Source organism: Dehalococcoidia bacterium (assembly GCA_035310145.1).
Lineage (GTDB): Bacteria > Chloroflexota > Dehalococcoidia > CAUJGQ01 > CAUJGQ01 > CALFMN01.
Genome location: DATGEL010000031.1, coordinates 41,374 through 53,062 on the forward strand (window position 1 = coordinate 41,374; position 11,689 = coordinate 53,062).

At 69.6% G+C, this 11,689-nt stretch carries 15 protein-coding genes; 9 read left to right on the top strand and 6 right to left on the bottom strand.

Going from position 1 to position 11,689, the window contains the following annotated elements:
- Positions 1–2: 2 nt before the first annotated feature.
- From VKV26_05880 to VKV26_05890, 3 genes are all read right to left on the bottom strand, one after another.
- Positions 3–797, bottom strand: a complete 795-nt coding sequence (locus VKV26_05880) for an alpha/beta hydrolase (protein ID HLZ69426.1) — start codon at positions 795–797, stop codon at positions 3–5.
- Positions 798–860: 63 nt separating this feature from the next.
- Positions 861–1,109, bottom strand: coding sequence for a DUF2283 domain-containing protein (locus VKV26_05885; protein ID HLZ69427.1), 249 nt, complete (start codon positions 1,107–1,109; stop codon positions 861–863).
- The gene (locus VKV26_05890; GenBank protein HLZ69428.1) at positions 1,106–1,396 is read right to left on the bottom strand and encodes a DUF4258 domain-containing protein; all 291 of its coding nucleotides are present in this window, start codon (positions 1,394–1,396) and stop codon (positions 1,106–1,108) included. Before VKV26_05890 ends, VKV26_05885 begins: the two co-directional genes overlap by 4 nt.
- 140 nt (positions 1,397–1,536) lie before the next feature.
- Between VKV26_05890 and VKV26_05895 the strand changes: the two genes are divergently transcribed.
- Both VKV26_05895 and VKV26_05900 read left to right on the top strand, forming a co-directional pair.
- The gene (locus VKV26_05895; protein HLZ69429.1) at positions 1,537–2,667 is read left to right on the top strand and encodes an LLM class flavin-dependent oxidoreductase; all 1,131 of its coding nucleotides are present in this window, start codon (positions 1,537–1,539) and stop codon (positions 2,665–2,667) included.
- Positions 2,667–3,419: an acetoacetate decarboxylase family protein gene (locus tag VKV26_05900; GenBank protein HLZ69430.1), complete on the top strand. Its 753-nt coding sequence runs from the start codon at positions 2,667–2,669 to the stop codon at positions 3,417–3,419. Before VKV26_05895 ends, VKV26_05900 begins: the two co-directional genes overlap by 1 nt.
- A gap of 9 nt (positions 3,420–3,428) precedes the next feature.
- On the opposite strand, the gene VKV26_05905 is transcribed toward VKV26_05900, so the two are convergent.
- A complete protein-coding gene (locus VKV26_05905; protein HLZ69431.1) occupies positions 3,429–3,998 on the bottom strand; it encodes a PIN domain-containing protein in 570 nt (189 codons plus the stop codon).
- On the bottom strand, positions 3,995–4,465 hold the full coding sequence (locus tag VKV26_05910; protein ID HLZ69432.1) for a helix-turn-helix domain-containing protein: 471 nt from the start codon (positions 4,463–4,465) through the stop codon (positions 3,995–3,997). The genes VKV26_05905 and VKV26_05910 overlap by 4 nt, the downstream gene beginning before the upstream one ends.
- A gap of 376 nt (positions 4,466–4,841) precedes the next feature.
- On the opposite strand from VKV26_05910, the gene VKV26_05915 reads away from it, so the two are divergent.
- The 3 genes from VKV26_05915 (at position 4,842) to VKV26_05925 (ending at position 8,340) form a co-directional block, all read left to right on the top strand.
- Complete coding sequence (locus VKV26_05915) at positions 4,842–6,452, top strand: HD domain-containing phosphohydrolase (GenBank protein HLZ69433.1); 1,611 nt, start codon at positions 4,842–4,844, stop codon at positions 6,450–6,452.
- A gap of 119 nt (positions 6,453–6,571) precedes the next feature.
- The gene (locus VKV26_05920; GenBank protein HLZ69434.1) at positions 6,572–7,690 is read left to right on the top strand and encodes a patatin-like phospholipase family protein; all 1,119 of its coding nucleotides are present in this window, start codon (positions 6,572–6,574) and stop codon (positions 7,688–7,690) included.
- 32 nt (positions 7,691–7,722) lie between these two features.
- Complete coding sequence (locus VKV26_05925) at positions 7,723–8,340, top strand: hypothetical protein (protein ID HLZ69435.1); 618 nt, start codon at positions 7,723–7,725, stop codon at positions 8,338–8,340.
- Positions 8,341–8,637: 297 nt separating this feature from the next.
- Here the strand turns inward: VKV26_05925 and VKV26_05930 are convergent, their stop codons facing one another.
- The gene (locus VKV26_05930; GenBank protein ID HLZ69436.1) at positions 8,638–9,651 is read right to left on the bottom strand and encodes a PQQ-binding-like beta-propeller repeat protein; all 1,014 of its coding nucleotides are present in this window, start codon (positions 9,649–9,651) and stop codon (positions 8,638–8,640) included.
- A gap of 466 nt (positions 9,652–10,117) precedes the next feature.
- Here VKV26_05930 and VKV26_05935 point away from each other — a divergent pair, with 466 nt between their 5' ends.
- From VKV26_05935 to VKV26_05950, 4 genes are all read left to right on the top strand, one after another.
- Positions 10,118–10,324 carry a hypothetical protein gene (locus VKV26_05935; protein ID HLZ69437.1) on the top strand — a complete coding sequence of 69 codons (207 nt, stop codon included), beginning with the start codon at positions 10,118–10,120 and terminating at the stop codon, positions 10,322–10,324.
- Positions 10,325–10,342: 18 nt separating this feature from the next.
- Entirely contained in the window at positions 10,343–10,714 is a 372-nt protein-coding gene (locus tag VKV26_05940; GenBank protein ID HLZ69438.1) for a hypothetical protein, read from the top strand.
- A 4-nt stretch (positions 10,715–10,718) separates the two neighbouring features.
- Positions 10,719–11,054 carry a nitrate/nitrite transporter NrtS gene (gene nrtS, locus VKV26_05945; protein HLZ69439.1) on the top strand — a complete coding sequence of 112 codons (336 nt, stop codon included), beginning with the start codon at positions 10,719–10,721 and terminating at the stop codon, positions 11,052–11,054.
- A gap of 404 nt (positions 11,055–11,458) precedes the next feature.
- Positions 11,459–11,689: hypothetical protein (locus VKV26_05950; GenBank protein ID HLZ69440.1), on the top strand; the 231-nt coding region annotated here is incomplete at its 3' end.

An 11,689-nucleotide genomic window follows, 5' to 3' on the forward strand; every position in this document is an offset into this window, starting at 1 on the left:
GCTCAGCCGTCGACCGCGCGCAGGCAGGTGTCGAGCAGGGCGTTGAAGGCGGCGGGCCGCTCGAAGTAGGTCGAATGGCCGGCCTTCGGCACTTTTTCCAGCCTCGCGTTCGGCAGCAGCGCGGCGAACGCCGCGACGGCCGCCGTTGGCATCACGGCGTCTTCCTCGCCGCTGATGCAGAGCACCGGTAAGCGCAATGTGGCCAGTTGAGCCGGCGTCGTGGTGCGCGCCGCGATTAGCCGCGCCCGCAACGCCATTTTGTCGAGGCCCACGGTTTCGGCGTCGATCGCGCGGTAGAGGAAGTGCAGCGCCGGCTGCTCCCCTGCCATACGCTCGCCCGCCGCGGGGTGAATGCCGCGCTCGAACAGGGCGCGCTCCGGCTCGGCGGTCGCATGCGCGGCGAAGATGCGCTGCAGCTCCGGACTGGTGGCCGTGCCGGTGCTGCCGGCCATCACCAGCGCCTTGACGCGGCCAGGCTCGCGCAACACGTAGTCGAGGCAGCTCCAGCCGCCCATGGACTGTGCCACCAGCCGCACGTCGGCGAGCCGCAGGTGCTCGATCAAGGCGGCGAGGTCGCTCACGAACGCTTCGGGGCCGGGTTCGCCGCCGGGCCGTGTGCGCGAGAGAGCGAAGCCGCGGTGCGCGAAGGTGATGCAGGTGTAGCGATCCTGGAACGCGGGAACCTGCTGCCACCAGGAGAGCTGGCTGCCGCCCAGGCCATGCGCGAAGAGCAGCGCCGGGCCGGCTCCGTGCGTCTCGTAGTAACGGTCGCAGCCCTCAAGCGGCAGGAAGGGCATGGCGGCTACCCTCCGACGATGTTCTCGCTGTTGTCCGCGTGGTACGCAGCGCGGGCAGGGGCGCTACACCAACACGGGAAAGCCGTGGCCGCTGGCGCGCACCAGATCTTCGATCTCCCGCGGCAGGCCGCGTAGGTTGATGCCTCGGCTTGCGTTGACGAACTCGACGCTGACGATGGCGCCGTTCACATCGAGATCGACGTTGCGCCATACATCACCGCCGTCCACGGTCTTTTCTATGGCGGCATCTCCAAGTTCGATGAACAGGATGTCGATGTCTTTGAGATACTCGACGCGCGGAAACTGGCTCATCGCTCGTCTCTCCAGGCGACCGTTCGCACTAAAGGCGGGTTGCTCTCATTCTGCACGTATACTTTCAACTCACGCCCGGCGATGGTTCCAACGAACACGGTTGCGCCAAAAGGGTCGTTTGGCAGCGGCTCGGCTGGATAGCTGGTATGGAAGCTGGCCAGCACCTCTTCAACATCGGCTTCGTTCACACGCCGCGACCGCATGCGGCGACGTGCATGGGGAAGGTACGTGACATTCACAGTGTAACACGCTCCGGTGCGGCGGAGTTCGGAACGCCCGCTCAGCATGAGGCGCTGCGTCCATCTGGACAACGGCGCACGGCCGGCGCGTTTCTGCTACTGTGCAAACAGGCGCTTGCCTCGCGGATCCGGCCGCGCGGCGGGTGCCCGGATGGTCGAATCCGCAGGACCACGCAGGAGGGTTCGCCGTGAAGTTCGGTATCTTCTACGAGATCTCGGTGCCGCGGCCGTGGGAGAATGGCGCCGAGAAGACCGTCTACGACCGCTGCCTGGAGCAGGTGCGCCTGGCCGACGAGCTGGGCTTCGACCAGGTCTGGGCGGTCGAGCACCACTTTCTCGAAGAGTACAGCCACTGCTCCGCGCCGGAGATCTTCCTCACCGCCTGCGCCATGTCCACGAAGAAGATCCGCGTGGGCCACGGCATCGCCGTCTGCGTGCCGCAGTTCAACCATCCCGTGCGCCTGGCCGAGCGCGCCGCTGTGCTCGATATCGTCTCGAACGGCCGGCTGGAGTTCGGCACCGGCCGCTCGGCGACGTGGACCGAGCTTGGCGGCTTTCAGGCCAGCCCCGATGAGACCAAGAAGACCTGGGACGAGTTCACGCGCACGATTCCGAAGATGTGGACGCAGGAGCGGTTCGGTTATCAAGGCCGCGCCTTCTCCATGCCCGAGCGCGCCGTGCTGCCCAAGCCCGTGCAGAAGCCGCACCCGCCGATGTGGGTGGCCGTCACCAGTCCCGGCACCGAGCTGGACGCCGCCGACCGCGGCATGGGCAGCCTGGGTCTCACCTTCGGCGGCTTCGCGGAGCAGGAGCACAAGGTCAACGAGTACCGCCGCCGCATCGCCGTCTGCGAGCCGGTCGGCGAGTTCGTCAACAACCAGGTGAACACGGTCAACTTCCTCTTCTGTCACGAAGACCTGGAAGAGGGCGTGAAAACCGGTCGGCGCCTCTCCGGCACCTTCCAGTACATGGCGGCACAGCTTCTGGCCGCGCGCGAGGCGTATCCGGCGGCGTCCTATCCCTCGCTCGGCCTGTTGCCCTCGCTGCGCCAGGAAGCGTCCGGCCCCGGCGACCCCAGCGGCGCGCCGGAGGGCCTGGCGATCGGCAACCCCGACCGCATCGCCGACCAGATCAGGAAATGGGAGTCGGTCGGCGTGGACCGCATCAACTTCCTGCTCAACTGCCTGGAGACGGTGCCTCAAGACCAGGTGCTGGCCAGCATGCGCCTCTTCGCCAGCGAAGTGATGCCGCAGTTCGACCCGGACTGCCCGGCGGCGCAGGCGAAGCGCGGCCAGGGCGCCGCGGCGGGGGTGCGCTGATGCCGCTCTCCGGCGTGCGCGACGTTTCCCCGTTGCTCGCCCAGGCGCCCGAGCTGGCGGACCTGAAAACGCAGCCCGCCGAGCTGCGCGGCGCCGAGATCCTGCACGTCATGTACGAGATCGCCAGCGGCGAGATGCTCGCGATCCTGCCGCAGGCGCTGCACCCGACGATCCCGCCGACGATGACCTTCTGGGTGTGGCACTGCCCGGAGAGCGAGGCGGGGCCGTTCACGCTGGCGCAGGTGCGCATCGGCAGCCGCGCGGGCGTGCGCCCGCGCGGCTGGCCAACGGCGGCTTACTGCGACTCGGCGCGGGCCGGCGAGTGGCTGAGCAGGCGCTGGGGCTTTCCCTGCCGGCAGGGCGACGTCAGGCTGCGGCATCTGCACGACCGTGTGCTGGCGACTGTGCAGGCCGGCGGCAGCGAGATCCTGCGCGTGGAGCTGGTGGACCCGCAGCCGATCTCCGGCGCCGACGTGCAGTACACGGCGAGCATGCACCTGGCGCGCGTGCCGCTGGCGGACGGCGTCAAGCCGCGCCTCGTGCAGGTGGACCCGGAGTTCACCTTTCACAAGGCGGAGCGCGGCCGCCCGCACCTGCACGGCTTCGACCGCGCAGCCTGGCGCGCCGAGGGCGTGGACCCGGTTTACGCCGTCTCCGCGACGTACGCCGTGGCCGACGTGACACTGCCGCGCATCCGCTACATCATGAACCCCGATCTGCCCGCGATGCAGGGCACGGAGACCGTGGGCTAAACGGCTCGCTCAGGGCAGGCGCAGCGTTTCGCGCATCAGCGCGGCAAAGCCCGGCGCCTGCCCTGCCAGGTTCTCGATCACGCGGTCTGGCGTGGTCGGAGGCCGGACCAGTGCAGCGGCTTGCCGACGAATGATCGCGGCCAACGCTATGCGTTGTGTTTCACACAAGGCCAGCAGGAACTCGTCCGGCGATTGCGCCTGGATCTCGTGAGGTGCGAGCGCCTGCGTGGGGAAGTCTCGCAGGTTGCTGGTGACGATGCTGCCAGCGGCTGACGCAACGGCCGCGGCCAGCACATGCCGATCCTTCGGCTGGTTCGTCATCGTGGGCAGCAGGCGGCGAATGCGCTGGGCTGGCACGATCGCATCGGGAAACTCGGCGCGAATGCGTTCGATGAGCGAACGTGCCCGCGGCGCCGACGTGAAGCTGCCGGCGAGCGTGCGCTCGACCTCATTCAGGATCTGGTCGCTCCAATGCGCCCGGTACAGTTCGGCCTGAAACGCACGCAGCAGCGTGTCTCGCAGGGCGGCGGGAACAAGGACGCAGGCATCGAGGACGGCGACCAGCGGCGGGAACGTCACGAATGCGCTGGAGCCACGCTGGCGTCATATAACCCGTATTCGTCGCTAAGCGCCGTGAGTTCGTCAAGGGCGCGCTCGCGACGGGCAGCCCACGCCCGCTTGTAGGTCAGCAGGTCGTCGAGGCGGATGCGCCGATGGCTGCCGACGCGGTGAGAAGGCAGATCGCCTCGATCGAGCAGTCGAACCAGGTAGGGTCTGGAGACACCGAGTAACGCGGCGGTCTGACTTGTGGTCAACGACTTGCCGCTGGCGACGACCGCTACCGCGTTGCCCTGGGCGAGCTGGTGTGCCGTTTCGCGGAGCAGGCGCAGCAGTGCAGGCGGCACCGGCACTGGATCGCCGTCGGGGCCTGTTAGCGACAGAGAGTGCACGGCTGCACCCGCCATTAGCCGATCAAGTCGCTCCATCGCAAAACGTTCATCTTCGTCGGCGGCGATCAGTGCCGTGTCTAGGATGGTTGCATGCATGCTCGCACCTCCGCTGCCGCAGACACACCGATCCGCTCAGCGTAACTGTTCTAAGTGTAACTCATGGCATGGTCGACGTGGCGCTGCTGCGCGTCCGCTACCTGATGCACGCCGACCTGCCGGCGATGCAGGGCACGGAGACGGTGGGATAGACGGCTCCCAATCCGGAAAACCGCGCGCTGCACAATGCGCAGATCGCTTCTTGCCTGTCGCTCTCGGCAGTGGGGTTCGCATTCACGAAGAGCGTTCGTCAGTCAGGAACACCAGACGCTCGAAGGCCGGACCGGTGGTCCGCCGCTGGTGATGGTAGTCCGTCCCCGCTGAGCCGCGGCGGAGGCTGCTGTCGGCGTCGTTCGCCGGCCGGGAGCATCCCCCGGTGCTGACCGTGGCCGAGTACACTGTCGGTGGCAAAGGGTGCCGCATGGACGGGGAGCGCTCGACCGAGGCGCGGTTGCGATGCGCCGACCTGCTGGCGGCGCTCTCGCTGGTCACCGACCTCGGGATGGGCAACCCACCCGAGGCGGCGATGCGCGGCTGCCTGCTCGCTACGGCCCTGGCTCGTCGCGTCGGACTCGACGAGCGCACAGCCGCCGACGTCTACTACACGACCCTGCTCAGGTACGTCGGCTGCACCGCACCCGCCCACGAGCAGGCGTTCCTGGCCGGCGGGGACGACATCAGCCTGCGGTCTGGCGGCGCCCGGCTGGATTGGGGCGAGCCACGCGAGGCGCTCAGCTTCGTCTTCTCCCATGCTGGCCGCGGCCAGCCGCCGCTCAGGCGCGCCCGGCAGCTCGCCATCGCCCTGGCCCACCCGGCAGCTCAACGGCAGGTCAAGACTGCCGACTGCGAGGTGGCGAGCACGATGGCTCGCCGATTGGGCCTCTCCGCCGCTGTCCAGCGCGGCCTGCACGAGGTGTTCGAGCGCTGGGACGGCCGGGGCGCGCCGCAGGGTCTGCGCGGGGAGGCGATCGCGCTGCCGGCCCGCTTCGCGCAGGTCGCCACGCACGCGGTGTTGCTCGAACGTCTGGGAGGCCGAGATGCGACCCTCGCCGCGCTCCGCCGACGAGCGGGCGGCCAGCTCGACCCTGCGCTGACGGCCGCCTTCGTCCGCCACGGCCCCGAACTGCTGGAGGAGATCGCGGCCGGCGACGTCTGGCAAGCGGTATTGGCGGCCGAGCCCTCACCCCAGGACACGATCCCCCACGACGGCTTGGACGAGGTGGCCAGGGCGTTCGGCGATGTCGTCGACCTGAAGACCCCCTATACGCCCGGACACGCGGCCGGCGTGGCTGAACTTGCAGAAGGCGCGGCGCGCGGACTCAAGCTGGGCGCGGCCGAGGCCGTGGTGCTCCGGCGCGCCGCCCTGCTCCACGACCTCGGCCGCGCCGGCGTCCCAAACAGCGCCTGGGAGCGCCGCGGACCGTTAACCACCGCCGATTGGGAGCGGGTGCGGCTGCATGCGTACCACAGCGAGCGCATCCTGGCCCGCTCGCCATTGCTCGCACCGCTGGCCTCCATCGCCGGCATGCACCACGAACGGCAAGATGGTTCGGGTTATCACCGCCAGGCTCGCTCGGCCGCGATCCCCCTGGCCGCCCGCATCCTCGCCGCGGCCGACGTTTTTCAGGCGCTTACTCAGGACCGGCCCCACCGTCCGGCCCTGCCGGCCGAAACCGCCGCCGCTCGCTTGATCGCCGAAGCGCGGGCAGGCCGCCTGGACGGAGACGCGGTCGACGTGGTCCTCTCCGCGGCCGGGCACCGTTCGCTGAGACCGCGCCGCGCCCGGCCCCACGGTCTGACCGACCGCGAGGTCGAGGTGCTGCGGCTGGTGGCGCGCGGCTGCTCAACCCGCGCGATCGCCCAGCAGCTCGTGATCTCGCCGAAGACGGCCGACCACCACGTGCAGAACGTGTACGCCAAGATCGGCGTCTCAACGCGCGCCTCGGCCACGATGTTCGCGCTCGAGCATGACCTGCTCCGCGCCTGATCTCAGCCCGGACTCTGCCTCGCTCAGCCAACAAATGGGGTGAACTCCCGATGCCCCAGCGGCGATCGGGCACGATGCTGCCCTCGTCCTCCTTGTGCGCACGGCGGGCAGGCGGGGACGTGGATCCGAGTGCACCCGCGACGATCGGGACGAGCTTGCGCACAGACCCCGCACGCCTGGCGGCTGGAAAGGAAACCTTCATGATGAATCCACGGTTCGCGCTCGCCCTGAGGAGCGGGCGCCCGCTGGGTCTCACCGTGCGCTCTGTGGTGCTCGGCGCGGCGCTGGCTCTGCTGCTGCCGGCCTGCGGGGGCGCGACTCCCGCTGCCCGCACCGCGCCCTCTCCCAGCCCCAACGTGCGGCGAGCACTCGTGCTCGGCGGCGGCGGACCGACCGGTCGTGCCTTCGAGCTTGGTCTGCTGAAGGGGCTGCGTGATGCGGGCATCGATCTGACCCAGGCGGATCTCGTCGTCGGGACATCGGCCGGCGCCGTGCTCGGCTCGCAGATCCGCGCCGGCGAGTCGGTAGACACATTGTATGCTGCGCTGCTGGCGGACCCGAACAGCCCAAGCGTGGCACACGGTGACCCAGGCTATGACCCGGCGTATTTTCAACAGACGGTCCAACTAATCAATGGAGCGCCCGAGGTGACGCCGGCCCTGCGCATCGAGGTCGGCAAACGAGCGCTGGCAGCCGCGAAGGCGCTGTCAGAAGATACGCAGCTCCGCTTCATCGAGACTGACCTTGGGGGGCTCGTCCACGAATGGCCGGGCCAGCCCCTCAAGGTTGCAGCAGGCGATGTCGCGGACGGCACGATGCGGTTCTTCGACAGCACCCAGGGCGTGCCGATTGAGCAGGCCCTAGCCGCGAGCACGGCGGCCCCGGGGCGAGTGGCGCCGATCGCGATCGGCGACCGGCGCTACATGGACGGATTCGTCGGCGGGCCTTGCCCCGGAGGATGTTGGCCCAACCTGGATGGTGCCGCCGGCTACGGGCTGATCGTGGCAGTGACGCTGGGCAGCGGGCCGCAGCTGACACAGCAGATCGAGCTGCTGCGTTCCAGGGGGAGCCGGGTAGTTATCATCTCACCGGATGCCGAATCGGCAGCGGCAAGGGGCACCGACCCATTCGACCTCAGCCGCCTGGCACCAACGGCGGCCGCCGGCCTGCGGCAGGCGGGCACCGTGGCCACGGAGGTTCGCAGCATCTGGAACGAGCGCTTGCCGGCCCGTCGCTGACGACGGACGGTGCGCCATCAGGAGGCGCAGGGGTGGCCAGGTGGAAGATTCCGGAGCCGCTTCCCTTCGACTGGACGATGCGCGACACCGCGAGCGCGCGGATCGGCGTGCGCGAGCTGGACGACGGCAGGCTGGAGCAGACGATTGAGCATGCGCCGCTTCCGGGCGTGAAGCCGGAGATGTTGCTCTGGATGCTCGAACATATGGGACGCGAGATCGAGTGGCACGGGCAACGCTGCATCGTCTACCGCTGCTGGCATCCCCTGGACCATATCCGCTTCGAGGTGCTGGGGCCGTTTGGGCCGGGTTGCCGGTTTCACATCGTGGAGGCCTTCCAGGCGAGGCCGGAGTATCTGCAAGATCTCGTCTTCGACGTGCCGAAGCTCGATCGGAGCGGCTTTCGCCTGGAGCTTCGCCGGCTCGGCGCGCTCGTCGTGAGCATGGATGAGGATTGGGAGGAGCGGCCCGAAGGGATGGGCTACCGCGTCCGCCAGATCGTGGGCGCGTCTGCGCCCGTTCTGCGGCCGCTCAGCCGCTGGGTGCGCCGCCGGCGCGCGGCGATGCTGGCGGCGTGGCGGCTGCACAACATCCAGGAGGTCGGCAACCTCCCGCATGTGCTTCCCGAACTGTATGCCAGGTACGCGTCGTGACCAGCCCCGGCAGCGACGTCGCCATGCCGGAATAGCGGTATAAATGGAGCTGCTCATTGAACCGGCGCGGGCCGCGGCGGTCGATGTCGCGAGAGTCCGTGACCTGCCAGGTGGGTCGTGGCCGGCTGACGCCGCGCGGCGGGGCCATGCCACACCGGTTGCGCGAACAGCATGCGCGTGCCGATGGCGCCGGCTCGCCGGTCTTGAAACCATACCTTGGACATGGTTTCAAAACCGGCCTGCGGACCCGTTCCTGAGCGTTCCACGGCATCTGGCCGCCGGTTTAGAGACCATCTGTTAGCCGTGGATCGCGTAGAGCGTGCCGCTGGCCGAGCCGACCAGCAGCGTGCCGTCGGCCGTGAGCGCCGGATAGCTGTCCACCGTACCGCCGGTGTCGACGTCGAACAGCTTCGTGCCGGCGAAGCTGTAGCCGAGCACGTGGCCGCCCTTCGTCCCGAAATAGGCGTTGCGGTCGCGATCCACGGCCGCGGCCGTCCAAACTTCATCGCCGCCCTGGTAGCGCGCCACCAGGCTGCCGTCTGCCGCGTGCACCACGTTCATGAAGCCGTTGTGGTCGCCGAAGTAGGCGAGGCCGTCGGCCGTCACGACCGGCGAGGAGTAGGAGAGGCTGTTGCGTGGGTAGCGCCAGCGCACGCGGCCGTCGCGTCCCAGACCGTACTCGAACGCGTCGTTCGTGCCGAAGACGGCGACGCCCTCGCGGCTGACCGCGGGCGACACCTCCGTGCCGCTGTGGATGTCGAAGTGCCAGAGGATCGTGGCGTGGCGGCCGTCGTCACGCAGCGCCACGATGCGGTTGCCGATCGTCGTGTAGATCGTGCCGTCGTCGCCCAGCGCCGGGCTGCCGAAGCTCGTGTCGTGCGTGCCCAGGCTGCTGACCCAGCGCTCGCGCAGGCCATCGGCCAAGAGATCGAAGGCATGCAGGCGGCCGTTCATCTCCATGATGTAGAGGCGGCCGCCCGCGCCGACGAGCGGCGAGAGCACGAAGCTCTCGAAGCGTCGCTGCCAGCGCAGCCTGCCGGCGGCGTCGAGCGCGAAGAGCGTGTCGTGCGGCCCCGGCCAGAGTACCGAGCCGTCGCTCAGCACGGCCGGCGCGGTGGAGAGGTCGCTGCCGTAGCTGCCGCCGCCGTCAAAGCTCCAGCGGTCGGCGCCGCTCCGCGGGTCGAGCGCGTGCAGCACGCCGCCGTTGCTCGCCGCGTAGATCGTGCCGTCCGGGCCGACGACGGCGCCCGGTGTCACCGCACCCTCCAGCTTGCGCGTCCAGCGCACGTCGCCGTGGCGCGGGCCGGCCACGCTCGCCGCGGCGCCGTGGCGCGCATCGCCTTCGAACGCCGGCCAAACAGAGCCGGCGAGTGCGGCCCCGCCCGCGCTGGGAGCCGCGCCGCCTCCCGCTTGCGCCGCGGACTTTCCGTGAGCTCCGGAACTGCACGCCGCGGCCAGCAGGCCGAGCGCTGCCAGGACTGTGCCGGCCGTATGGACGCTCGGCCCGCCGCCCCGGCCCGATCTCACTGCCGCTGCCGATGCACGCGTGTCCATCACCCCTCCACCACCACGCCGCGCCACCCACTGGCATGCCGAGTGCGGCGATCGTAGCGTGGCAGGCAGGCGGATCGGGTTTCGGCGCTCACGGGCGGCTGGCCCGATCTGTACGGCCGCTCACACGTGCGCAGGCCGATCCGCCGCACACCGCCCATGCGGTGTAGACTCGGTGACAACACCGCGGCAATGAGCACCTAATACCCCGGCGCCGGAGGGCCGCATGTCCTGGATTCGTGAGGTCGAGCTGCCGCCGGACGATCCCTGGGCGCAGGCCAACATCATGCGCTGCATGAGCATCGACCCGCCGATGCTGCGCGCCGTGGCCCAGCTCAGCCGCACCGTGACCTTCGGCGGCAGTACGCTGACGCGCGTGCAGGAAGAGCTGATCGCCACCACCGTTTCGACCTGCAACCGCTGCCGCTACTGAACGATCTCGCACGGGGCGTTGCTCCGTCATGAAGCCGGCGACGACGCGCTCGCCAACCACGCCATCCACAACGAGGACGACCCGGCGCTCGGCCCACGCGAGCGCGCCATGGCCGCCTACGCCCGCAAGCTCACGCGCGAGCCCTGGAGCATGACCGCGGCCGATCTGGACGGCCTGCGCGGGACCGGCCTCTCCGAGGAGCAGGTGCTGGACGTGGTCGCGGTCGCCTGTCTGTTCAACTTCATGACGCGCCTGGCCGACGGCCTCGGCGTGGACATCGAAGAGCGCAAGGCGGCCGCCGTGCGCCCCTGGCTGGAGCAGCGAACCGGCGCGGGCTGGGATTTTCTGCGCCTGCCGCCGGCGACGGCCCGGCGCTCCGCCGCGGACTGAGGCGATGGAGGAGCCGTCCGAAGCGATCCAGACGGTCGCCTTGCCCCGCTGCGGGCAGTGCGGGCGCGTGCTGCGGCCGGGATTCCGCCTGCGCGGCGGCGACCTGCGCTGCGGCCAGCACGTGATCCAGCATCCGGCGGTCTGGAAGCGATCGCTGGCCACGGCCGCGATCGTCGGCACCGTGCTCACGGCGATCAACCAGGGCAACTTCATCCTCGGCCACGGCTTTTCCCAGCAGATCCTGCTGAAGATGGGGCTGACCTACTGCGTGCCGTTCTGCGTTTCCACCTCCGGCGCGCTGGGCGCGGCACGCATCCGGCCCGAGACGCCCGGCGGCTGAAGCGTGTTGCGACGGGCGGCGTGGCGCATTCGCACGGGGTTGCCGGGCGGTTGCCGTTCTGCGAAGAAATTGAAGGTCGTTCGGTGCTGGCGTTACGCACAAAGCGGACTATACTCTTCGCACCGAGGGCGCGAAAACGGTTTCGCGCCCTCGGCCGGATGCGATGAGCGGGCGCCATTCCGCGGTGGCCGCTCGTCTGGATCAGCCGGTGAAGCCTTGCCGCGCCGCTGCGGCTATGCGGCGCGCCGTCCGGTCTTCGGCGGCAGGATGAGAGGAGGCGCATTCCAACCGATTCGCTGTCTAGCTTATCAAGGTGGTTGGCCGAGACGCCGCGCGGGCAGCAAGCCCTGACGGGCGCGGCGCCGTTCGGGAAGCGTGGTGGCCACGAACGAGGAGGAGGCACCATGAGCGACCTCTGGACGGATACCTATTGGCAGCGAGTAAGGGAGGGACGGGTCAGCCGCCGGCGCGCGCTGGGCGCGGGCGGCGCGGGCATGACGGCCCTCTTCCTCGCCGCCTGCGGCAGCAGCAACAACAACAAGGCGGCGAAGACGACGACCAACAGCGCCGCCCCCGCCGCCTCAGCGGCAGCGGCGGCCAGTGCGGCACCGGCCGCATCTGCTGCCGCGGCCGCC